The sequence below is a fragment of the Amycolatopsis melonis genome (assembly GCF_040064235.1).
Lineage (GTDB): Bacteria > Actinomycetota > Actinomycetes > Mycobacteriales > Pseudonocardiaceae > Amycolatopsis > Amycolatopsis melonis.
In genome coordinates this window covers 324392-346850 of record NZ_JBDZYD010000004.1, presented here as the reverse complement: position 1 = coordinate 346850, position 22459 = coordinate 324392, and the positions used below count along the sequence as shown (strand labels likewise).

General features: G+C 73.3%; 18 protein-coding genes and 3 pseudogenes. 6 read left to right on the top strand and 15 right to left on the bottom strand.

The window, feature by feature from the left end:
• Positions 1-72: 72 nt before the first annotated feature.
• From ABJI51_RS12520 to ABJI51_RS12495, 6 genes are read right to left on the bottom strand one after another with little or no spacing between them, the layout of a single operon-like run.
• Positions 73-1620, bottom strand: coding sequence for a glycoside hydrolase family 13 protein (locus ABJI51_RS12520; protein ID WP_348950307.1), 1548 nt, complete (start codon positions 1618-1620; stop codon positions 73-75).
• 9 nt (positions 1621-1629) lie between these two features.
• On the bottom strand, positions 1630-1932 hold the full coding sequence (locus tag ABJI51_RS12515; protein ID WP_348950306.1) for a hypothetical protein: 303 nt from the start codon (positions 1930-1932) through the stop codon (positions 1630-1632).
• A gap of 9 nt (positions 1933-1941) precedes the next feature.
• The gene (locus tag ABJI51_RS12510; protein ID WP_348950305.1) at positions 1942-4761 is read right to left on the bottom strand and encodes a WXG100 family type VII secretion target; all 2820 of its coding nucleotides are present in this window, start codon (positions 4759-4761) and stop codon (positions 1942-1944) included.
• Complete coding sequence (locus tag ABJI51_RS12505) at positions 4761-5075, bottom strand: hypothetical protein (protein ID WP_348950303.1); 315 nt, start codon at positions 5073-5075, stop codon at positions 4761-4763. Before ABJI51_RS12505 ends, ABJI51_RS12510 begins: the two co-directional genes overlap by 1 nt.
• A 1-nt stretch (position 5076) precedes the next feature.
• The gene (locus ABJI51_RS12500; protein ID WP_431605601.1) at positions 5077-5343 is read right to left on the bottom strand and encodes an acyl carrier protein; all 267 of its coding nucleotides are present in this window, start codon (positions 5341-5343) and stop codon (positions 5077-5079) included.
• The gene (locus tag ABJI51_RS12495; RefSeq protein ID WP_348950300.1) at positions 5324-6967 is read right to left on the bottom strand and encodes a fatty acyl-AMP ligase; all 1644 of its coding nucleotides are present in this window, start codon (positions 6965-6967) and stop codon (positions 5324-5326) included. Before ABJI51_RS12495 ends, ABJI51_RS12500 begins: the two co-directional genes overlap by 20 nt.
• A gap of 80 nt (positions 6968-7047) precedes the next feature.
• Between ABJI51_RS12495 and ABJI51_RS12490 the strand changes: the two genes are divergently transcribed.
• Complete coding sequence (locus tag ABJI51_RS12490) at positions 7048-7533, top strand: DUF2087 domain-containing protein (protein ID WP_348950298.1); 486 nt, start codon at positions 7048-7050, stop codon at positions 7531-7533.
• A gap of 103 nt (positions 7534-7636) precedes the next feature.
• Here ABJI51_RS12490 and ABJI51_RS12485 read toward each other — a convergent pair whose 3' ends face one another.
• Positions 7637-8152, bottom strand: coding sequence for a bifunctional nuclease family protein (locus ABJI51_RS12485; RefSeq protein WP_348950296.1), 516 nt, complete (start codon positions 8150-8152; stop codon positions 7637-7639).
• 137 nt (positions 8153-8289) lie between these two features.
• Between ABJI51_RS12485 and ABJI51_RS12480 the strand changes: the two genes are divergently transcribed.
• Both ABJI51_RS12480 and ABJI51_RS12475 read left to right on the top strand, forming a co-directional pair.
• On the top strand, positions 8290-8751 hold the full coding sequence (locus tag ABJI51_RS12480) for an SRPBCC family protein (protein ID WP_348950295.1): 462 nt from the start codon (positions 8290-8292) through the stop codon (positions 8749-8751).
• Positions 8752-8764: 13 nt separating this feature from the next.
• Positions 8765-9718 carry a threonine ammonia-lyase gene (locus ABJI51_RS12475; RefSeq protein WP_348950294.1) on the top strand — a complete coding sequence of 318 codons (954 nt, stop codon included), beginning with the start codon at positions 8765-8767 and terminating at the stop codon, positions 9716-9718.
• Between the two features lie 4 nt (positions 9719-9722).
• On the opposite strand, the gene pdxR is transcribed toward ABJI51_RS12475, so the two are convergent.
• Positions 9723-11132 (bottom strand): MocR-like pyridoxine biosynthesis transcription factor PdxR, encoded by a 1410-nt coding sequence (gene pdxR, locus ABJI51_RS12470; RefSeq protein ID WP_348950292.1) that lies wholly within the window; start codon positions 11130-11132, stop codon positions 9723-9725.
• A gap of 81 nt (positions 11133-11213) precedes the next feature.
• Here pdxR and ABJI51_RS12465 point away from each other — a divergent pair.
• A pseudogene (locus ABJI51_RS12465) lies at positions 11214-12404 on the top strand (MFS transporter); the annotation flags it as partial.
• On the opposite strand, the gene ftsW reads toward ABJI51_RS12465, so the two are convergent.
• The 4 genes and pseudogenes from ftsW to ABJI51_RS12450 all read right to left on the bottom strand — a co-directional run bounded on the left by ftsW (position 12304) and on the right by ABJI51_RS12450 (position 16386).
• Positions 12304-13683 carry a putative lipid II flippase FtsW gene (ftsW, locus tag ABJI51_RS12460; RefSeq protein WP_348950290.1) on the bottom strand — a complete coding sequence of 460 codons (1380 nt, stop codon included), beginning with the start codon at positions 13681-13683 and terminating at the stop codon, positions 12304-12306. The pseudogene ABJI51_RS12465 and the gene ftsW overlap by 101 nt on opposite strands.
• A gap of 91 nt (positions 13684-13774) precedes the next feature.
• Positions 13775-14443: pseudogene (locus tag ABJI51_RS43540) on the bottom strand (AfsR/SARP family transcriptional regulator); the annotation flags it as partial.
• Between the two features lie 135 nt (positions 14444-14578).
• Positions 14579-15223, bottom strand: a pseudogene (locus ABJI51_RS43535) (response regulator transcription factor); the annotation flags it as partial.
• Positions 15220-16386, bottom strand: coding sequence for a sensor histidine kinase (locus ABJI51_RS12450; protein ID WP_348950847.1), 1167 nt, complete (start codon positions 16384-16386; stop codon positions 15220-15222). The pseudogene ABJI51_RS43535 and the gene ABJI51_RS12450, both read right to left, overlap by 4 nt.
• Positions 16387-16524: 138 nt before the next feature.
• On the opposite strand from ABJI51_RS12450, the gene ABJI51_RS12445 reads away from it, so the two are divergent.
• Positions 16525-17175, top strand: a complete 651-nt coding sequence (locus tag ABJI51_RS12445) for a cutinase family protein (protein WP_348950286.1) — start codon at positions 16525-16527, stop codon at positions 17173-17175.
• Positions 17176-17310: 135 nt separating this feature from the next.
• Here ABJI51_RS12445 and ABJI51_RS12440 read toward each other — a convergent pair whose 3' ends face one another.
• Both ABJI51_RS12440 and ABJI51_RS12435 read right to left on the bottom strand, forming a co-directional pair.
• Complete coding sequence (locus ABJI51_RS12440; RefSeq protein ID WP_431605600.1) at positions 17311-18096, bottom strand: hypothetical protein; 786 nt, start codon at positions 18094-18096, stop codon at positions 17311-17313.
• A gap of 88 nt (positions 18097-18184) precedes the next feature.
• Positions 18185-19669, bottom strand: coding sequence for a CehA/McbA family metallohydrolase (locus tag ABJI51_RS12435; protein WP_348950285.1), 1485 nt, complete (start codon positions 19667-19669; stop codon positions 18185-18187).
• 140 nt (positions 19670-19809) lie between these two features.
• Between ABJI51_RS12435 and ABJI51_RS12430 the strand changes: the two genes are divergently transcribed.
• Positions 19810-21978, top strand: a complete 2169-nt coding sequence (locus tag ABJI51_RS12430; RefSeq protein WP_348950284.1) for a polymorphic toxin type 4 domain-containing protein — start codon at positions 19810-19812, stop codon at positions 21976-21978.
• On the opposite strand, the gene ABJI51_RS12425 is transcribed toward ABJI51_RS12430, so the two are convergent.
• On the bottom strand, positions 21975-22301 hold the full coding sequence (locus ABJI51_RS12425) for a hypothetical protein (RefSeq protein ID WP_348950282.1): 327 nt from the start codon (positions 22299-22301) through the stop codon (positions 21975-21977). The two genes, ABJI51_RS12430 and ABJI51_RS12425, sit on opposite strands and share 4 nt — an antisense overlap.
• Between the last annotated feature and the right edge of the window lie 158 nt (positions 22302-22459).

Sequence of the window (22459 nt, the reverse complement as noted above, 5' to 3'; positions counted from 1 at the left end):
TCGGGGTGCAACGAACGCGACCGGATACCCCGCCGCGCCCGCTTTCACACCACCCCGCGGGGACTTCCCCGGTCAACTCCCGGCGAGCCATACCGCGGTGTCGGGCGGCAGGCGGCCGCCGTCGAGCGGCCCGCTCGCCAGCAGCACCGAGGCGCCCTCCGGCAGCGCGCACGGCCCGGCCGACAGGTTCACCACACAGGCGAACCCCGGCTCGCGCGCGAAGGACAGGACGTCTTCGGGCGCGGGCAGCCAGGTCATCGTCCCGTCGCCGAGCGCCGGGTGTTCCCGTCGCGTGGCCAGGGCGGTGCGGTAGAGCCAGAGCATCGAATCCGGGTCGGCCGCCTGGGCTTCCGCGGTCAGCTCAAGCCACCGCTGCGGCTGCGGCAGCCACGCGGCACCGGACGTGAACCCGAACGGCGGCGCGGTCCCCGACCACGGCAGCGGGACGCGGCAGCCGTCGCGGCCGCGGCGGGTGTGGCCCGAGCGTTCCCACGTCGGATCGGCGAGGACGGCTTCGGGCAGGTCCTCGACCTCCTCCAGGCCCAGCTCCTCCCCCTGGTAGAGGTAGGCGCCGCCGGGCAGGGCGAGCATCAGGAGCACCGCGGCCCGTGCCCGCCGGAGGGACCCGAACCGCGTCACGTGCCGGACGACGTCGTGGTTGGACAGCACCCACGTCGCGGGCGCACCGACGGCGTGCAGCGCTTCGAGCGTCCGGTCGACGACCTCGCGCAGGGCCCCGGCATCCCAGGCGCAGCGCAGGAAGTCGAAGTTGAACGCCGTGTGCAGCTCGTCCGGCCGGACGTACCGCGCGAGCCGGTCCGGCCGGTCCACCCACGCCTCGGCGACGAACACGCGGTCCGGGCCGAACTCGCCGGCGACCTGCCGCCACGAGCGGTAGATCTCGTGCACGCCGTCGCGGTCCCAGTGCGGGTGCCTGCTGCGGTCCGGCGGCCGCACGATGCCTTCGGCGTCGACCCCGAGATCGGGGAAGGCGGGATCCTTGAGCAGACCGTGGGCGACGTCGATGCGGACGCCGTCGACCCCGCGGGCGAACCAGAACCGCAGCAGGTCCTCGAACTCGGCCCGGACCTCGGGGTGTGCCCAGTTGAGATCGGGTTGTTCGGGGGCGAACAGGTGCAGGTACCACTCGCCGTCGGCGACGCGGGTCCAGGCGGGCCCGCCGAAGACGCTGCGCCAGTCGGTGGGCGGCTGAGCGCCGCGGCCGGGCCGGAAGTGGTAGCGCGCGCGTTCGGGCGAGCCGGGCCCGGCGGCCAGCGCGGCCCGGAACCACGCGTGGCGGTCGGAAGTGTGGTTCGGCACGAGGTCGATCAGGACCCGCAGGCCGAGCCGGTGGGCTTCGTCGATCAGCGCGAGGACGTCGTCGTCGGAACCGAACAGCGGATCGGCACGGCGGTGGTCTTCGACGTCGTAGCCACCGTCGACCATCGGCGACCGGTACCAGGGCGTGGTCCACACGGCGTCGACGCCCAGGTCGGCGAGATACCCGAGACGGGAGCGCAGGCCTGGGAGATCACCGGTGCCGTCCCCGTCGGAATCGGCGAAGCTGCGGACGTAGACCTCGTAGACGACTGCGTCGCGCCACCACTTCGCGGAGTCCATATCCCGTGCTCACCAAGGATTGTTGACGAACTCGTCGTCGTCCTCGATGCGGGCGGCGCGCGGACGGCGGCGTGGCTCCTCCTGCGGGACGGGCTCCGGCGACCGGTCGGTGCTCCAGCCGGACTTCGTCCTGCGCTTCGCGACTTCGCGCAGGTGATGCACGTACCGTTCGGCGGCCTGGACCTGCTTGGTCATGTACTCGTGGGACCGGGCCTTGATCTCTTCGCCGCGCTGCTCGCGCAGGGCCCGGCGCTCGGCCTGTTCGCGGACGAGACCGTCGAGTTCCGCCTTCATCCCGTCGATGTCGGTCATGGCAGCTCCTTAGCGGATGCGGTCTTCGTCGTCGTCGAGCGAGCCGATGATCCGGCGGCCGGGCTCCCCGAGGTTGTCGAAGACGGCCCCTTCGATCCGGTAGGCGGGCGAGCGGCGTTCGGTGTCGCCGCCTTGGGCACCCTGGCCGCCCATGGCTCCCATGGCGGGCATGCCGGACATGGCCGAGGAGGGTGAGCCGGCCGAGGCGGCGGCGGGGGCGAACGCGGTGGCGGTGGGTTGCGGCTGGGCGGCGCCGATGCCGGTGTGGACGCCCTCGGCGACCGGTGTTTCGCCGAGGGTGGCGTGGGTTGGGCCTGTGCCGGTGCCTGCGTGGAGGGGTGTGGGGGTGCCGCCGCCTGGGGTGCCACCGCCGCCTGCGCTGTCTCCGCCGCCTTCGCTGCCCGCGCTGCCTGCGCTGCCTACGCCGCCTGCGCTCCCCGCACCGCTTTCGCTGCCCGCGCTGCTTTCGCGGCCTGCGCCGCTTTCGCTGCCTGCGCTGTCTCCGCCGCCTTCGCTGCCTGCGCTGCTTTCGCCGCCTCTGCCGCCTGCGCTGGTTTCGCTGCCTGCGCTGCCGTCGCCGCCTGCGCTGCCCGCGCTGCCTCCGCCGCTCTCGCTGCCCGTGCCGCTTTCGCCGCTTTCGTTGTGCGGCTTGAGGTCCTCGAGGATGCCGCGGTGGGCGGGCAGGTCGTTGTCGGGCTTCTTCTCGGGTGTGTCGCCGAGGGCGTCGGAGAGCTTGTCGTCCTCGCCGAGGGTGTAGGTCGTGGGGGTGCCGCTGCCGTCGTCGACGGTGACGACGGTCGGGCCGTCCGGACCGTCCGGCCGCTCCGCGGTGATCTTGAGGTCGCCGTCCTCGATGTGGATCTTGCCGTCCGGGCCGGGGTGGTGGGCGTCGTCGGTCCTTTGTGGATCGTCGGCGGACCAGTCGAGCTTGAAGTCCTTGGGATCGCCGTGCCCGTCGCCGACCTTGATGTCCATCCGGCCGTCGTGGTCCGGCTCGGTCATCTCGAAGGTCCGGTCGCCCTGCTTGACCTTGAGGACGTCCCGGTCGTCGTCGGTGTCCTTGTCGTCCGGGCCCTTGTCGTCGCTGAGCAGGCTGTCGGGCACGGCCGGGTCGCCGGAATCCCCGCCGCCCAAGCCGCCCGCATCTGCACCGGAAACCGTCGAGATCCCCGGGCCGCTGAACTCCTTCAACGCCTCGGCGGCCTTGCGCTTGGCTTCCTCGGCGGCCGCTTGCCCGCCATCGTCGGACGGAGGCGGGACCGACGATGGCGTCGTGCCGTCGGGCGCCGGGCCGGAAGGTGTGGACAGCTCTGGAACCGGCGGCACCGAACCCCCACCTGCCCCGGGAATCGACGGCACCGGACCACCGGCCCCACCACCCGAGCCCGAACTGGCACCGGACGGCGTGGACAACTCCGGAACCGGCGGCACCGCACCACCGCCACCTGCCCCGGCACCAGCGGAACTCCCGTCCGAACCCGCGCCGGGCCCCGTCGGCACCGGACCGGCACCGGACGGTGTCGACACCTCCGGAACCGGCGGCACCGAACCCCCACCACCCGAGCCCGAGCCCGAGCCCGCACCCGAACCGCCGCCACTCGAACCCCCGGGCCCGCCACCGGCGCCACCAGCAGTACCGGAACCGGAACCCGACCCGCCCGGCAGGGAAACACCCTCGAACTCGTTCCGGATCCCGCCCATGACCTTGCCCAGCGCCGTGTACGCCTGGTCGACCAGGTCCTTCGTGTCCTTGCAGGTCTTGACGAATCCCTGGTACAGCCGGTCCCACATGTCGGGGTTGAACTGGTTCTGCACCCACTGCTTGGCCAGGTCCTGACCGTGCTTCTTGATCTCGTCGCCGTCGCAGCAGCCCTGATCGTTGAGGGTCTGGACCAGGTTCGTGCCGAAGTTCAGGTCCATCCAGCCTGCGATCTGGGCCAGGTCCTCCTCGTTGCCCTTCTCGCCGTTGGCGACCGCCACCACCTTCTGGGCCATCGTGTAGTCGGCCTTGCCGACCAGGTCGGTGTACATCCCGATGACCGCGTCGGCCTTGCCCTTGCACAGCTGGAACACCGTCGTCGCCGTGGCCAGGGTTGCTTCGCTCGCCTGGCCGAGCGTCTGGGACAGCTTGGCCGCCTTCGGCTGGATCTTGTCGTTGTACGTGTCCGACGCCGCGTCCGCCCCCGCGCCGCTCCACGTGCGGTACAACGTGCCCAGCTGGGCGCCGGTGTCCTGGACCGTGCGGTCGACCGTCTCCGCGCCGCGCTTGAAGTGGGCCGCGTCGGCGACGAAGTCGGCGAAACTGATTCCGCGCTGCTCGTCGAACGGCTTGCGGATGTCGTTGTCGAGGTCGAGCGCGCGGGTGTTGCCGCGGCAGTCGGCCGGGATCTTCGCCAGCAGGGAACCGAACGTCTCGAACAGCTTGAGCGCCGGGGCCGCCGCGTCGAAGATCTCGTCGGACGTCTTCGTCCCCGTCGTGCTCCCGTCGTCGCCCGCGGCGGGCGGCCGGGTTTCGTCCAGCCGCGTCTTGCCCTCGCCGACGGCCTTCTTCTCCTGGTCTTCGTTGTAGGAGTTCTGGTCGCCGCTGCGCTTGGCCTCGTTGTACGCCTCGTCGACCGACTGCCCGGCCAGCAGCGGGTGCGCGGTGAACGCCTGCGCGTACCGGTCGGCTTCCTGGCGCTTCTGCTTGATCTCGTCGGGCTCCTGGTCGGCCAGGAACGGCGGCGGTGGCGGGTTTTCCCGCAGCCAGCTGCTGATCAGCCGGGTCTTCTTCTCGGGGGGCACACTCGGGTCGTCGAGGATCGCCTTGACGTCGGACCAGGTCGCCATCACTGCGCTCCGGCGTTGGTGATCGCGCTCGACTGGGTGTCTTCGTTGGCGCTGTAGCTCGCCCCGGCCGTGCCGAGGTTGGTGCCGAACGAGCCGAGCGTGCTGCTGTAGCCGGACACCGCCGCCCACAGCGCCTGCGCGCCCGCGGTGTACTTCGCCGCGTGCGTTCCGTGCGCCCGGCCGAACTTCTCCGCGGTGACCTGCGCGGTCTGCAGGTCCGGGTTGTCGTCCAGCAGGTGCTCCGCCAGGTCCCCGATGGTCTTGGCCGCCGCCGACAACGCTTCCGTCGTCGCGGTGTACCCCCCGCCGCTCATTTCAGCGCCTTTCTTCCGTGCCGCCGCCGAGGACCTCCGCGAGCACGCCCGCCACGGACCCCACGTCGGTGAACCGGTCGAGCAGATCCAGGTCGATCGTCACCGCGTACTCGATCTCCAGCGCCGCCAGCAGCTTGATCCGGCCCTTCGAGTCGATGCCCAGCTCCTCCAGTGGCGCGTCGGGCTCGACGAGAGCCGGGTCGAGCCGGAAGGTGTCGCAGACGACCTTCGTGACCTCGGCGCGGTGATCACCCACGGTCGCCACCATAACGTGCTTTCGCGGCCGACCGGGCGATCTTGCCGCTGGAGGTGCGCGGAAGGCCACCGGAAGGGACCAGATGTACCGCCCGGAGCGTCAGATCGTGCTCGCGCGACACCGCGCGCAGCACCGCGCGGGTCACTTCCCGGACGTCCGCGGTCGCGCCGCGCGCCCATTCGGCCACCACCACCGCGCCCTCGCCGCGGTCGTCGGCGACGCCGAACGCGGCGACGCGGTCGCGGCGCAGAGCCGGGTGGGCCTCCCCGGCCGCGGCCTCGATGTCCTGCGGGTGGAAGTTGCGGCCGTCGACGACGATGAGGTCCTTGAGCCGCCCGGTGACGTAGAGGTCGCCGCGGTGCACGACGCCGAGGTCGCCGGTGCGCAGCCAGCCGCCGGTGCCGTCGAGGGTGGCGCCGAACGCGCTCGCGTCGCCGCGGCCCCAGTACCCCGTCGCGACGTTCGGGCCGCGCACCCAGATCTCGCCCGCCGTGCCGTCCGGCCGGGCCTGCCCGTCGCGGACGATCCGCACCTGCTGCCCGACGGGACGGCCCACCGACACCAGTTCCGTCCCGTCCGCCGTCTCGACGGCGCGGCCCTGCGCGAGGGCTTCGCGGTCGAACACCGTGCTCCGCGGCCCGTCCGGGCCGGTGCCCGCGACGTACACGGTCGCTTCGGCGAGCCCGTAGGACGGGCGGTGGGCCTCGCGGCGGAACCCGTGCGGGCCGAACACCTCCTGGAACCGCGCGATGGTCCGCGGCCGGACCGGTTCGCTGCCGTTGAGGGCGACCCGCACGTCCGACAGGTCGAGGTCGTCGTCCGCGCCGGCGTCGGCGGCGAGGGCGTAGGCGAAGTCCGGCGCGGCGGTGAAGACGGCGGGGAAGCTCGCCAGCTGCCGCGGCCAGCGCCGCGGGGAGTGGACGAATTCGGCCGGTGCCATGAAGACCGAGCGCCCGCCGGCGAACACCGGCAGGCACAGCAGCTGGATCAGGCCCATGTCGTGGAAGAACGGGATCCAGCCCGCGCACGTCGTGTGTTCGTCGACGGCGTAGGCGACGCTGCCCTGCCAGCAGGCCGCGACGATCGCCCGGTGCGGGATGACCGCGCCCGCCGGCTCGCGGGTCGAGCCCGACGTGTACTGCAGGTACGCGGGGCTTTCCGGATCGGCGGGCAGCGGGTCGGCGCCCGGCCCGGTCAGCTCGTCGACCACGACGATCTCGCGGGCTTCGCCGGACTTGCGCACGCGCGCCGCCGCGGCCGCGGACGTCAGCCAGACGCGGGCGCCGGAATCGGCAAGGACGCCGTCGAGCCGTCCGGCCTGCGCCGCGTTCGACGGCGCCATCAGCGGGACCGCGACGAGCCCGGCGGCCAGCGCGCCGAAGAACGCCAGCGGGTACGCCAGTTCCTGGCCGGCCAGCACGGCGACGCGCTCCCCCGGCTCCGCGACGCGGCGCAGGCCACCCGCGACCACGCGCACCCGGGCGGCGAACTGCGCCCACGTCAGCGTGTGCTCGGTGCCGCGGCTGTGGTCCTGGTGGGTGAACAGCGGCCGGTCGTCGTCCGCTCGCGCGAACAGCCGGTCCACGATCGAGGTGCGCAGGACGTCTTCGGGCACGGTCGCGGGCGGGCTCGGCACGCTGCGCAACCTACTGGAGGAGCCGCCACGGCGGAAAAGTGACTGCGCCGCCGGGGTGGCCGCCGGTACGGTCTGCGGACATGGCCGCACCGGAAGCACTGGTCTCCGCCCTCGCGGACGCCGAACGCCTGCACCTGTTCGCCCGGATCTGCACCGCGCCCGACGGCTGGCCCGCCGACGGCGACCGCCACACGGCGAAACTGGCGCAGCGCCTGGTCGCCGCCGGCCTGGTCACCCTGACCGGCGGCCGCTACCGTGCGGTGCCCGAGGCCTTCCGGGAAGCGCTCGCCAAGGCCCCGGCCGACCCGCTGGAAGCGCTGTTCAGCCACGGCCGCCTGGTCGGGATCCCGCGGTCGCCCCAGCGCAGGCGGGCCCTGCTGGAACACCTCGCCGAGCGCTTCGAACCGGGACGGCTCTACACCGAGCGGGACGTCCGCGAGAAGCTGTCGATGGTCCACGACGACCACGCGACCCTGCGCCGCTACCTCGTCGACGAGGGTCTCCTGCAGCGCAGCAACGACGGAGGCGCCTACGGCCGCCCGGCGGAGGCCCGCGCCGCGGGCTGAAGGGCACGCCGGCCGAAGCGCGGTGGGCGGTCTGCCGCGGCTTGTCGTGAGTGGTAATTAGGGTTAGAACCCGAATTACCACTCACGACCGCGGACCGGCGGCTTACAGGTCGTCGAAGTCCTCGGGCTGGAGGGAGTCCAGCTCGGCGCGGAACCGGGCGATCTCGGCGTCGGCGTCGAGCACGTCGGCGGCCGGGCCTTCGGCTTCCTGCTCGACCTCCAGCTGCACCGACGCGACGTCGAGGACTTCCTCGGCGACGCGGATCGGCGCGCCCTGGCGGAGGCCGAGTGCCACCGCGTCGCTGGGGCGGGCCGACACGCGGGTGCCGGAGGCGAGCACCAGGTCGGCGTAGAAGATGCCGTCGCGGACGTCGGTCAGCTCGACCGCCGCGAGGCCCTGGCCGAACGCCGCGAGCACGTCGCCGAGCAGCTCGATCGTGCCCGGGCGCGGCTGCTCGATCTGCTCACGGGCGCGCACGAGGGCCTCGGCCTCGCCGTAGCCGATCATGATGGCCAGCCAGCGGCGGGCCCCCTCCGGCTCGCGAAGCAGCATCAAGGGCGCCTCGCCGGGCACCGGGACGGCCATCCCCACGACCTCGATCGGAATCACGCTGACCACGCACCCTCCGTGTCAAGACTCCTCCGCGCGCGAAGTACCCACAACGGCCCGGCCGCAATCCCCTCACCGCCTCTTCTCCGCTGCGGACAACGCCGGGACGTCTTGCCGCGGCGCCGCGGCGCTGGGACCGTCGTGGCGTGGAACCGACGATCTCGCGCAGCACGACCGTCGCGGCCGACGTGGCCACGGTGTGGTCGTGGGTCACCGATCTGCCGCGGATGGGCGAGCTGAGCCCGGAAAACGTGGGCGGCCGCTGGCTGGACGGCACCGGCCCGGCGCTCGGCGCCCGGTTCCGCGGCCGCAACCGCAACGGCGAGCTGCAGTGGTGGACGCGGGTGCGGGTGGTCGTCTTCCAGCCGCAGCGCCGGTTCGCCTTCGACGTGCGGACGCCGTTCGGCTCGCGCGTGTCGCGCTGGGAGTACGTGCTGGCCCCGGCCGCGGACGGCTGCGTGGTCACCGAGAACTGGTACCGGATCGGCAGCTGGGTGGTGCGGAAGTTCATGGGCCCGCGGGTCACCGGCCGCGCCGACCGGCCCGGCTACAACGTCCGGTCGATCGAGCACACGCTCGCGGCGCTCAAGGCACGCGCCGAGGCGTAGGTACCCTGGCGCGGTGCCGGAAACGCGTCTCGACCTCGCCCGGATCCGGGCCGCCCGCCGGGTGATCGACCCCGTTTTCCTCGACACTCCGCTGTACCGCTGCGAAGCGCTTGAGCCCGTCCTCGGATGCGCGGTGAGCATCAAGCTGGAGACGGCGAACCCGATCCGCAGCTTCAAGGGGCGCGGCACCGAGCTGGTCGCGAGCGGGCTCGCCGGGCGAGGCGAGCGGGCCGCGGTGTGCGCCAGCGCCGGCAACCTCGGGCAGGCCCTCGCCTGGTCCGCGCGCCGCCGGGGACTCGACGTCACCGTCGTGGCCTCCCGCTTCGCGCCCGCGGCCAAGCTCGAGCGCATCCGCGCGCTGGGTGCCCGGCTCGAGCTGGTCGACGGCGACTTCGACGACGCCCGCGAGCGGGCGGTGGCCATCGCGCGCCGGGACGGTATCCGGCTGGTCGAAGACAGCCTGGACCTCGAAACCTGCGAGGGCGCGGCGACCATCGGCCTGGAGCTGGCGGACGCGGGCCCGTTCGACGCCGTCCTCGTCGCGCTCGGCGGCGGCGCGCTCGCCACCGGCGTGGGCCGGGTCGTGCGGGAGCACGGCACCGAGGTGATCTGCGTCCAGCCGCTCGGTGCCCCGGCGATGACGCGGTCCTGGCACGCGCGGCGCGTGATCACCACGGAATCGACCGACACGATCGCGGACGGGGTCGCCGGCCGGTGTCCCATCCCGGAGGTGCTGGCCGATCTTCTGGTGACCGCCGACGACGCCGTGCTCGTGCGCGAGCCGTCCATCGTCGCCGGGATGCGGCTGCTGTTCGAGCACGCCGGGCTCGTCGTCGAACCGTCGGCCGCGCTCGGCATCGCGGCGATCCTCGAAGACCCGGACCGCTTCGCTGGACGGCACGTGGTCACGATCGTGTGCGGCAGCAACGTCGACGCGGACGCCTACCGCGGCTGGATCGGCGCCTGAGGGCTCACGCCCAGCCCCGGTCGAGGATCGCGAGCCCCTCGCCGATCTTCTCCACGGGGATCGAGCCGTAGCCGAGCACCAGGCCGGGCCGCGGAAATCCGCCGCACAGGTCCGACAGAGTCTGCACGGCCACCCCGGCCCGGGCCGCGCGTGCGGCGACCGCTTCCAGGTCGGTGTCCACTTCGGACAGTGCGCACAGGTGCAGCCCCGCCGCCGACGGCACCGTCTTCAGGCGGCCCGCGAACACGCGGTCCAGGGTCTCGGTGATCCGCTCGTGGCGCTCGGCGTACACCCGCGTCGCCCGGCGCAGGTGCCGGGTGAACAGGCCCTCGTCGACGAACCGGGCCAGCGCGGCCTGAGCGGGCAGGTCCCCGTGCCAGTCGGCGAGCTGCCGGGCGTGGTGCAGGGCGTCCCGCAGCGACGCCGGGGCGACCAGGAAACCCAGGCGCAGCATGGGAAGCAGCGTCTTCGAGAACGACCCGACGTAGGCCACGCGGCCGCCGCGGTCGAGGCTCTGCAGGGGTTCGAGGGGACGGTCGGAGAAGCGGAACTCGCTGTCGTAATCGTCCTCGACGACGACCGCGTCCGCGCGCTCGGCCCATGCGAGCAGGGCCGTGCGCCGGGCCAGGCTCATCGGCGTGCCGAGCGGGAACTGGTGCGACGGCGTGACGTACACCAGTTTCGTGCGCGGCGGCAGCGCGGCGACGTCGAGGCCTTCGCCGTCCACCGGCACGCCGACGACGTCCGCGCCGTGCGCGGTGAACAGCAGTTTCGCCAGCCGGTACCCGGGTTCCTCGACGGCCACCCGGTCGCCGGGTTCGAGCAGCACGCGGCACAGCAGGTCCAGCGCCTGCTGCGCGCCCTGGGTGACGAGCACGTCGTCCGCCCCGGCACGCACCGAACGGGACACCCCGGCGTGCCGGGCGATCGCCGCGCGCAGGCCCAGATGCCCGCCAGGGTCGGCGTAGTGCGCGAACCCGGCGGCGTCCCGCAGTTCCCGCGCGAGCAGCCGCCGCCAGGTCTCCAGCGGGAACAGGGCGGCGTCGGGAATGCCGACGCGGAAGTCGAACTCGGGGACGTGCGCGGCCGCGGCGACCGGGGGCGGCAGCGACCGCCACACCGCCTTCGGCTGCGGTCCCTGCGCCGAAGGCGCTTGCCGCGGTTTCGGCGCGGGAAGCTCGGCGCAGACGTACGTCCCGGCGCCGACGCGGCCGGTGAGGAAGCCGTCGGCGGTCAGCCGGTCGTAGGCCACCGCGACGGTGTTGCGGGAAACGGCCAGGCGCCGCGCCAGCTCCCGGGTCGGGGGCAGCCGCTCCCCCGCGCGCAGCCTGCCGTCCAGGACGGCGTCGCGCAGCTGCCGGTAGATCCGGACGCTGAGGTCGCCACGCCCGGCGAGGCTGACGTGGAAGTCCATCCGCCGACTCTACATTGGCCCAATACACCATGGCGGAATTGGATCTGGGATCGGGCCAAGTGACGGCTTAGCGTAACCGGCATGACGTCGACTTCCGTGCGGCCGGGCCGCCTGCTCGCCGCCGCCCAGCTGGCCGGCTCGCTCGGCGACGGTGCCTTCCTGACCTGTTCGGTGCTGTTCTTCACGCGCATCGCCGGGCTGACCCCGGCACAGGCCGGGCTGGGCCTGACGCTGGGCTGGACGGTGGGTTCGGTGGCGGGCGTGCCGCTCGGGCACCTCGCCGACCGCCACGGCGCCCGGGGTTCGGCGGTGCTGCTGGCGCTGGCGACGGCGGTGTCGATCCTGGCGTTCCTGCCGGTCCGCTCGCCGCTGCCGTTCGTCCTCGCCGCGTGCGCCTACGGCAGCTGCCAGTCCGGGCTGGCGGCGGTCCGCCAAGCGCTGCTGGCCACGCTCGCCGAGCCCCGGCGGCGCACGCGGCTGCGCGCGCAGCTGCAGTCGGCAGGCAACGCAGGACTCGCGGTCGGCGCCGCGCTCGGCGGTCTGGCGCTCTCGGCCGACACGGCATCGGCGTACCTGACGGTCTTCGTCCTCGACGCGGCGGCCTTCGTGCTGACCGCGGTGCTGCTGCTCGCCCTCCCGGCGGTCCCGCGGTCGCCGTCCGCACGGAGCGGCGAGCCGAAACTGGCGGTCCTGCGCGACCGGCCGTACGCACTGGTGACACTGCTCAACGCGATCCTGTTGCTGCGCATGCCGTTGCTGAGCGTCGCGATTCCGTTGTGGATCGTCGAGCGCACGGCGGCGCCGGGCTGGACGGTGTCGGCGCTGTTCGTGCTCAACACGGTGCTGGTGGTGCTGCTGCAGGTCCGGGTCGCCGGGCGTCTGACGACGCTGGGTTCGGCGGCGCGGATGGTCCGTCACTCCGGCGTGCTGCTGCTGGCGTCCTGTGTGGCGTTCGCGCTGGCGGCGTCGGGGAGTTCGCCGTGGACGGCGTTCGCGGTGCTGGTGGCGGGCTCGCTGGTGCAGCTGCTGGGCGAGCTGCTGCAGTCGGCGGGCAGCTGGGAGATCGGCTTCGCGCTCGCCCCGGCCGACCGGCAGGGCCAATACCAGGGCTTCTTCGGCACGGGCGTGTCGGTGGCCCGCGCGATCGGCCCGGTGCTGCTGAGCACGGTGGTCATCGGCTGGGGCCTTCCGGGCTGGCTGCTGCTGGGCGCGCTGTTCGCCGCGGCCGGCTGCGCGATGGGTCCCGCGGTGCGGTGGGCGACGGCTTCCCGCCCCGCTCCCGCCCTCGCGGAGTGCGCTGCCTGACCGAGTACGGCGCAGGGGCGGGCAGCCGCAGCAGCCGGCCGAACCGGCCGGGTCCGTGGTGGCGCAGTGCGGCGACCGCTTCCGGCTCGTTGCGTGCGCAGTTGGCGAGAATGCCGAACAGCAGCATGGTCACCAGCAACGACGAGCCGCCGTAGGAAATCAGCGGCAGGGTGACGCCGGTGACCGGGAGCAGGCCGACGACGTACCCGATGTTGATCGCCGCCTGGGCGACCACGAGCAGGGTGAGCGTGCCCGCCACGAGGCGGATCCACGGGTCGAGGTTGCGGCGGGCGATCCGGATGCCCACGAACGCGACGCCCGCGTAGAGCGTCATCACGGCGACGCAGCCGACGAACCCGAGTTCCTCGCCGATGAGCGCGAAGATGAAGTCGTTCTCCACGCCGGGCAGGTAACCCCAGTTCGCGCTGCCGCGGCCGAGCCCCTGGCCGAACACCCCGCCGTCGGCGAGGGCGTAGAGCGCCTGGGTCGTCTGGTAGGCGTCGGTGCTCGGATCGGACGCGCCGGACAGGAACGCCAGGACGCGCGCCTGCCGGTAGCCCGCGGTCAGCGCGAGCACGGTGAACCCGGCGGCCGCCCCCGCCAGCAGGGCCGCGAACAGGCGGGCGGGGATGCCCGCGAACCACAGCAGGCCCAGCACGATGATGCCGAGGGTGATCGTGCCGCTGAGGTTCGGCTGGGCCATCACGAGCGCGAACATCACCAGCGCCACCGGCACGACGGGCACCAGCAGGTGCCGCCACCGGTGCAGCAGGTGCTCCTTGGCGATCAGGACGTGGGCACCCCACAACGCCAGCGCGAGCTTGGCGAACTCGATCGGCTGCACGGACTGCCCGGCGATGACGAACCAGCGTTGCGCGCCACCGCCGTTGGAACCGAGCGGGGTGAGGACCAGGACGAGCATGACCAGGGCCGCCACGAGCGCTTTCCCCGCCCACGCGCGGATCTTCCCGATCGGCGTGCGCAGGCCGAGCCAGAACACGACCGCCCCGAGCCCGAGGTAGGTCACGTGCTTGACGAACAGGTCGTACTGTCCGGAGTGGACACGCGGGTTGTAGGAGGACACCGAGGAGGCGCTCAGCACCATCACCACCCCCACGACCGCGAGAATCCCGGCCAGCGCCAGCACGAGGTGGAAGGAGGCAAGCGGCCGCGTCAGCCACCCGGTGAGCCCTTCCCGCGCGGCGGCGGCCCGTGACCGCCGGGCCGGTTCCCGTCCTGCTGTCATGACGTCGATGACGAGCCCCTTCCCGTGCCGTGCCCGCCTTTTAGAAGCTAGCCAGACCGGCTGACAGGACGCTGAGAACGCGACCTTGATCTCATCGGCCGCGCAGCACCGCAGCCCGGGTCCGGTCCAGTTCCTCGCCCGGCTCGACGCCGTAGTCGTGCCGCAGCCGCTCGCGGACCTGCCGATACACCGCCAGGGCGTCCGCGCGCAGGCCGCGCAGGTGCAGCGCGCGCATGAGCAACGCGGCCAGCGGCTCGCGGTGCGGGTGCGCCGCCAGTGCCACGGCCAGCTCTTCGGCTGCCTCGGTGTGGCGGCCCAGCCGCAGCTGCAGGTCGGCCTTGCGCTGGAGCAGCACGAGCTTGCGTTCGCCGAACCGGCGTCGTTCCCCTTCGGCGAACGGGCCGGGCAGCCCGGCGAGCGGCTCGCCGTGGAAGAGCCCGATCGCGCCGGCGCACGCTTCGGCGGCCGCGGCCAGGTCGGCGGCCGCCTCCGCCGCGTCCGCCTCCGCGACCAGCGCCGACAGCGGGGCGACGTCGGTGGCGACGCCCTGGCCGGCGAACAGGTATCCGGTGCGTTCCCGGCGGACCACCGAGTCCTTCGTGGTTTCGGCGGGCGCCCGCAGGCAGTTCCGGATCCGCAGCACGTACGTGGGCAGCACGTCCGTCCCGGTGCCCGGCGGTTCGAGCCCCCAGACGTCGTCGAGCAGCTCGGTGTCGCTGACGACGGTGTCCGGGCGGAGCAGCAGCGCGGCGAGCAGCGCCTGCTGCCGCGTCGGCCCGAGGTCGAGCGGGGTCGTGCCGCGCCAGGCCCGCAGCGGCCCCAGCACGGAAAACCGCAGCGGGGCCGGGGAAACCCGGGGCGCCACGGCCGGCGGTACCGGGTCGGGCGTGTCCTGGCCCGGCGTCACGAGGCCGTGGTCGAAGGCGTACACGACGGCCGCGGGCCGGTCGCGCAGGCCGAGTTTGGCGAGGATCCGGCCGACGTGGCTCTGCACGGTGACCTCGGAGATGTGCAGTGCCCCGGCGATCTCGGCGTCGCTCTGCCCGCGGCCGACGGCCCGCAGCACGTCCAGCTCGCGCGAGGTCAGCAGGTCCGCAGGCACCGTGCGGCTCGCCGAACGCCGGTAGGCGGTGAGCACGCGTGCGGTCACCGCGGCGTCGAGCCACGCGTCGCCCGCGGCGACCGCGCGCACGGCCCGGATGAGGTCCTCGGCAGGCGAGTCCTTGAGGACATAGCCGACGGCACCCGCTCGCAGCGCGCCGGCGAGCAGCTCGTCGTCGTCGAACGTCGTCAGCGCCAGTACCGGCGGGTGCGGCCCGCCCAGCCGCAGCCGCCGGGTCGCTTCGATCCCGTCGATGTGCTTCATCCGCAGGTCCATCACGACGACGTCGGCCTCGGTGGCGGCGAGAGCGGCGGGCACGTCGGCCCCGTCGCCGCACTCCCCGGCGATGACGAACCCGTCGCGCGGGCGCAGGATCCGCCGCAGGCCGGAGCGCACGAGCTCCTGGTCGTCCACCAGCAGGACGCGGATGCCGGTCACGGCAGCACCGCCCGGGCGGGACCCGCCACAGCGGACGGCACGGTGACGTCGACGACCCAGTCACCACCGTCGGGGCCGGTGCGCAGTTCCGCGCCCAGCTGCTCGGCACGGGCGGCCATGCCGGTGAGCCCCGAGCCGCCATGGGCCGGCCCCGCCACCGGCGCGGGCAGGGCGTTGCGGACGGTGAGCCGGACCCCGCCGGCGCCGACGTCCAGCCGGATCCGCGCGGTGCTGCGCGGGGCGTGCTTGACGACGTTGGCCAGGGATTCCTGGGTGATCCGGTAGAGCGCGAGCCCGGCGACGGCGGCCACCCGGCCAGGGTCACCCGACTGCTCGAAACGGACGTCCAGCCCGGCCGAACGGGTGTGCTCGGCGAGCCCGGCGATGTCGTCCGCACCCGGGAGCGCGTGCCGGTCCGCCGGGGCGTGCGAGAGCAGGCCGACCGTGCGGCGGATGTCGGCCATCGCCACCCGGCCGATCCGCTCGGCCTCGGTGAGCCCCTCGATCGCGTCGTCGACGTCCCGATCCTGTTGCAGGGCATGGCGGGCGCCGGTGAGGTGCAGCATCGTGACGGCGAGCGAATGGGCGGCGACGTCGTGGACCTCGCGCGCGATGCGACGGCGTTCGTCGAGAATCGCCTGCTCGCGCGCGGACGCCTGCCCGGCGCGCTCGGCGGCCAGTGCCCGGACGTACCAGCGCAGCATGAACCCGCCGGACAGGCCCAGCAGCACCGCGGCGAGGTACACGGCGAGCCCGGTGAGCCCCGGCCCGGCCGCGGCCCAGCAGAGCACTGCGACATCGAGCACCGCGAGACCGAGCGCGAGCGCGGGACGGGCGATCGAGGCCATCTCGGCGGCCACGACCACCAGCACGATCGGGGCGAAGTCCGGCACGCGCGGCTCGCCGAGCAGCAGTGCCACCGCGGCCGCCACGGTGACGCCCTTGATCCATGCCGCCACGATCCGGCCGGTGACCAGCCAGGCCAGGCTCGTCGACAGGGTCAGCAGCACCGCGAGGACCAGCAGCGCGGGCGGCGTCACCGAGGCCCGCTGCCCGGCGGCGACCAGGATCAGCGTGGCACTGACTCCGTTGGCGCCGACGGCCACCCACCACGGCAGGGTGATCTCCGACTGCGCAAGGCTTTTCTCCAGCCGCTCTGGCATCCGCACCGCGTCACCGTAGGGGAATTCCGGGCCCGTCCGCACCCTCGCGGAGCCGGTTCAGCGGGATTTCATCGCCCCTTGGCAGCATCCCCGACGTCGAGGCCGCGGGGGCCGCCGACACCATCAGGAGGGGTTGCTGTGAAGAAGCTTTTGCCTTCATTGGCCGGTCTTTGCACGCTGGCGGGACTGTGCCTGCTGCCCGCACCGGCCGCGCAGGCGGCTTCGTGCGAAGGCACTTACACGATCGTGGTCGGCGGAACGGGGGACAACGATTCGAATGCGCCGTACTGGCAGGGCAACATCAGCCAGCGCGTCGGCTATCCGGCCCAGCCGATCGGCTACAACGCCCGCCAAGGCGTCAACGAGCTGAACCGGCTGATCCGCGACCAGCGCGCCGCCTGCGGGGACCAGCACGTCAAGGCGGTCGGGTTCTCCCTCGGCGCCGCGGTGGTGCACACCTGGGTCACCGAGAACTGGCCGACCATCGACAACGTCAACGCGGTGCTCATCGCCGACCCGAAGCGCGCACCGGGACCGGGCAACGCGGGAGCCGCGGGACATCCGGTGGTCGCCCCGTTCGTCGGCGCGCCACTGGCCGGAGTGGACAACTTCTTCGGCGACATCCCCACGCTGACGCTGTGCACCGACGACATCATCTGCGACATCGACGCGGCCTCGGGCCTGCCCGGCTACCTGTGGGAAGGCAGGCACGGCAACTACAACTTCAACGTCGACGTCTATTCCGACGACGCCGGAGGACAGTGGTACAACGGCGTCTACTACCCCTGACTGGGCAAAGCCTGAGCGCGTGGTCTGCCGGCCGGAAACGCGCTTTCGTCTCATCCGGCGCAGCGAACGGCCCTTTCCTCGCGCCGGACTCCAGGAAAGGGCCGTTCGGTGCGCGGGACGAGACGAACGTCCCTTTCAGCCCGCCTGAGCCGGGGCAGCCTGGTGCAGCGCAAGGTCCGGACCGGCTGCGGAGTCCTCGGCCCAGGCCCCGGACTCCGCCGTCCACGTCTTGCCCGCGAAGCTCACCTTGTCGATGCCCAAAGCCTCCGCCCGGGCGACCAGCCAGGTCGCGTACGTCCAGCCCTCGGCTGCCGGGTGGGGGCCGGTCAGCTTGGGCGTTCCCAGTTCCTGTGTTGCCGCTGCCGCCACGTTGCCCGGGGGTGCCAGGGTCAGGTTGCGGCAGGTCAGTGCCGAGGGGAACTGGCCGTTGAATGCCGCCGCCATTGCTCGGGCCTGGGGTTCCCACTGTGCGTACGCGTCCGGGACGCCCGAACGCTGGACGCTCTGCGCCGCCACCGTGATCGGGAGCGTGTCCCAGTTCGGGAGTTTTGCCAGCTTCTCGTAGAACTCCGTCGCCGCGTACACCGGGTCGCGCAGCTGGGCGATCGTGCCCCAGCCCTGGCTGGGGCGCTGCTGGAACAGCCCCACCGAGTCTCGGTCGCCGCCTTCGAGGTTGCGGAGCTTGGACTCCTGCAACGCCGTTGCCAGCGCCACCGTCGCCGCGTGTGCGGGCAGGTCCAGCTTGGCTCCCACGGCCGCGATCGTCGCCGCGTTGTTCATCTGCTCGGGGCTGAACGTGTACGCCGCCGCGTCCGGCAGGGCCACCGTGCAGCCCGGGGTCCGGACCGGGGCGCGCAGCAGCACGACCCCCACGACGATTGCCGCGACCAGCACGACGACCGCGCCCAGTCCGATGGCCACCTTCAGGCCGCACCCGCGCACCCTGCCTCCCCGTCACCCGTTCGCACCAGTCTGCCCAAAAGCAGGACGCGGTGCACCGGGCCGGGGTTCAGCGGCCGGTGCCGAGGAAAATCGGGTTCGCCAGCGCCACCATCGCGTTCAGCCCACCGGACGGGCGACGGACCTCGACGCGCACCCAGCGGCTGTAGCGCGGATACGTCGTCCACCTGACCGTCGCCGCGCCGGAGTCGCCGACCGGCTCGGTGTGCTGCGGGCCGAGCTGGTCAAGGATCGTGACCGTCGTGCCCGGCACGCCGCCGACGACCGCCTCGACCGTCACCGGCGTCCCGGTTCCCGCGGGCAGCCGCTCGCCGATCCCCGCCTGCTGCCCGCCGCCGGATACCGTGAAGTCCAGCTGGACGGCCGCCGACTCGGCCAGCCACGAGCGGCCCGCCTTGAGCCCGGCGAGGAGTTCTTCGCGGCGCAGCCGGTCGGCGAGCACGACCGTGTGCGGCAGCGCGACCTGCTGGCCGGGGTTGTGCGCGTCGGAGTTGCCGATCGCCGGGACGAACCGGCCGCCGCGCAGCAGCCCGTCCCAGTGGACGACGCTCGCCTCGTCCTCGGCCCCCCACGGGCCGTTCCAGACCTCGACCAGATCGGCGAGCTCGTGGGCGAATTCGTAGGTGCAGCCGAAGCAGTTCGCGAACGGGTGCGCGGCGGTGACCAGGCCGCCCGCCCGGTGCACCTGGTCGGTGAAACGCCGGAAGTCGCGCGGGTCGGCCGCCCGGTAGCGCCAGTCGATCCAGGTGCCGGCGGGCAGGCCGATCGCGGGCCAGTGCCCGGACCGCGTCGTCACCTCTTCGCCGTTGAGGATCAGCAGGTCCGCCGGCGCGTAACGGCCCCAGACCAGCTGCGCGCTGGAGGTGTTGTGCTCGGTGGAGACGATGAAGTCGAGCCCGGCGGCGCGCGCGTCGGCGACGAGCTGCTCCGGCGTGCGGCGGCCGTCGGAGTGGACGGTGTGCAGGTGGCTGTCGCCGCGGTACCAGGCGCGGCCCCGGTCGCGCGCGGGCGCGGACTCCGGCGCGGGCTCCGGCTCGAACGGCGTGCCGGCGGGACCGAAGGTGAGCGTGATGTCCACCCGGTAGTTCAGGCCCTGCGGCGCGACGGTGTACGGGCCGAGGATCACGTGCCACCGGCCGGGCGTGATCAGCCCGGCCAGGTAGCCGGGGGTGGCCTCGGACGCGCTGATCGAGAACCGGTCGCGGAAGCCGCCGGACCAGCCGCGGAAGCCGCGGGCGTTGCCCAGCTCGTACCCCTCGGGGCCGAAGATCCCGATGTCGCAGGCGTTTCCGCGGGTGCCTGCGGGCACGGACGGCTTGTCGTAGGAGTACGCGACGTCGATCTGCCGGACCCCGCGCGGGACGTCGACGGGCAGGTAGTACCAGTCCGGCACGTCCGGCTTCAGGGTGCCGGCGACGGTGCGGGTCCGGCTGCCGCCGTCCTGCCCGGCGAACGCGACACCGGGCAGCATCGCCGCGGCCACCCCCGCTCCCCCGGCCAGCAGCGTGCGACGGCTGAAGTCCCCGGAACTCATGCGTCCCGACGCTAGGCGGGCAACGCGAACACCGGCGCGAACCGGGGGTGAACATTCAGGAGAACCGAAGCCGTGACGCTGCCCGGCCGGCCGTCCGGAAGGGCAGGACACGCTCCGCCGGACGGCGCACCATGGGAACGATGCGCGCCCACCTGCCTGCCGAAGGGGCGCGGCCTGCCGAGTCGCGGCCGCCGCGCCGGCCCGAACACGCCCTGCTGGGTCTGCAGCGCGCGGCAGGCAACCGGGCCGTCGCCGGGTGGGTGGCGCAACGCTCCTACGGCGACCCCGCGCTCGAGCAGGCGGCCGCCGGTGAACTCCCGGCGGCGCTCGGCTGGCTCGGCGGGCAGAGCATGACGGCCCTGATCGCGATCATGAAGCGGGCCCGGCCCCGCGGCCTCCTTCCCGCGCTGCTCACCGGGCTGACCGGGGACGAGGCCCACCTGGGTCCCGCGGGCGCGAAGCGGATCGAGGCGGTGATCCGGGCCGTGCAGTTCCAGGCCAGGGGACCGACCGGCAGCGACCGCATGCAGCTGGTGCTGCTGATGGACGCCGCCGCCCTGCCCGCCGACCAGCGGGCCGAGCTGGAGGCGCTGCTCCGCCGTCCCGGCGACGCGGCCGGTGACGGGCTGGAGGCCAAGCTGGCCGAGGGCGAGTTCGGCACCGCCTTCGCGATGCTCAACGGCATGAACATGGCGGGCATGCTCGCCCGGCTGACCCGGCTCGGCCGCGCCTGGCACTCCTACCTGGTCGCCAACCTCTCCGCGGCCGACGCGCTCGGGCCGCACAGCCGGGGCAGGCTCGAAATCGCGCTGGTCGCCGTCGACCGGGCCATGGCGGGCAAGGCGACCGCCGACGACCTGCTCCAGCTGCGGAACCGGATGGCGGCGATCGGCCTGCCCGGCGACCAGCAGCAGGAAGTACTCGCCGTGGTGCCGCGGGCGCGCGGCGGCGACGCGGAGTCCATTGCCGGCTACTTCGAGAACGTCGGGCTCTCGCCGTTGCTGCTGCCGCTGGCGGTCGCCCGCTCGTTCCGGCTGCTCGACGGCCGGACGCCCGAGCAGGTCGCGGCGACCGGGGAAAAGGTCTCGGAGGACATCCTCCGTGCGCTGATCTCACATTCCCGCGCGGCCGCGGTCCAGGACGCGGAGGCGATCCGGCAGGGCCTGCAGCGGGCGTGGACGAGCCGGTTCCCCGGCACGCCGCCGCCCTGGGACGTCGGCAGGCCCGCGACGGTGGCGGACATGGCGGCGGCCGACAAGCTCGGGAAGGCCGTCGACGCCGCGGTGAAGCAGCTGGGACCCGAGTTCGGCGCGCGGATCCAGGAACTCAAGACTCCCGAGTCGATCGCGATGATGGCCGGCTTCACCACGATCTACGTCGCCTCGCAGCTCACCCCGGCGGGCTGGGTGGCCGACGTCCTGGTCGGCGGCCTGGTGGTCGCCGGGCTGGTCATGGGCGGGATGGAGGCGCTGGAGATCGTCCGGCACGTCGCCGCGTTCCTGTCGACCGCCGTGAACGCCGGCTCGGAAGCCGACTTCGATGCCGCGGGCCACCACCTGGCCGTCGCGGTGACCAAGCTCGGTGTCGACGTGGTGCTGGCGATCCTGCTGCACCGGGTCGGCAAGGGCGCGACCGGCGTGGCCAAGCGGGCGCTGGCCTCGCCGGGCCTGCCCGGGCTCAAGCTGGGACTGGTCACCCCGGACGGCATGCTGATCCCGGACCTGCCGCCGGAGACGCTGCAGACCAGGGGTGGCGGTGGCGGCGGCCCGAAGAAGGTCAGGGCCCCGGCCGGCGGGGAGATCCTCTTCGAAGGCACCCGGGCCGACGGCACGACCGTGATCCGCAGCCGCGTCGGCCGCTCGCCGGGCAGGCTGGGCACCGAGGACCTGCTGCCGTCGAGCGTGGAGGTCAACGTCCCGGGCTGGGAGCGGGCGCACAGCCAGGGCAACATCACCGGGGCGGAGAGCGCGCGGGGCATCCGGTACGCGCCCAAGGAGGTCAACCAGAAGCTGCAGCGGCTCGGCATCGAGCAGGCGATCCGCGACCTGTTCTCGCAGAAGGCCCCGGACGTCGAGGTGATCATGACGACCGAGACCCGCGCGCACCCGGGCAGCCTGCGGCTGGCGGAGATCATCTACCGGATCGACCTGAAGAAGCCGACCGGCGCGACCCTGCGGGTCTACGAGGCCGCGATCGAAGTGCAGAACACCACGACCGCACCGCGGTGCACGCCGAAGCCGCCCGAACCGATCGGCTGGAGCCTGCTCGAATCCGGCGGCTGGCTGAAAGCCCTGCCGCGCAGGCGTTAGCGAGACCGGCGCCCGGAGAGGATCTTCGCGAGCGCGACGACGGTGACGGCGGCGGCCAGCCCGAGCCGCGTGACGTCGACCGCGGGCACCCAGACGACCTTGTCCCCGCGGACCACGAACGCCCCGGAGGGGCGGGCGAACACCCCGAACCCGGCCCCTTCGCGCACGGGCAGGGCCCCGGTGCCGTCCCCGCCCCCGCCTCCGCCGCCGGACACCGCCGCGGCCGGGATGACGACCGTGCCGTCCCGCTCGACCGGATCGCCGTAGACGAGCCGGGCGGAGAAGAGGTCCCGTGCCGCGGAGGTCCAGCGTCCGAGTTCCATCCGGCCAGTGTGGCGCGGAGGCTGCGGCCCGCGCGTCTCGTGGGCATGCGGCGTAAATACGACATCGCCGAGGCTCTTCGCCACGTTCGTGTGTAAAGCGGAGGTATCCGGGGCATCACCAAGGGACACCTGTGCGCCGGGGAGCGCCCGTACCGAGG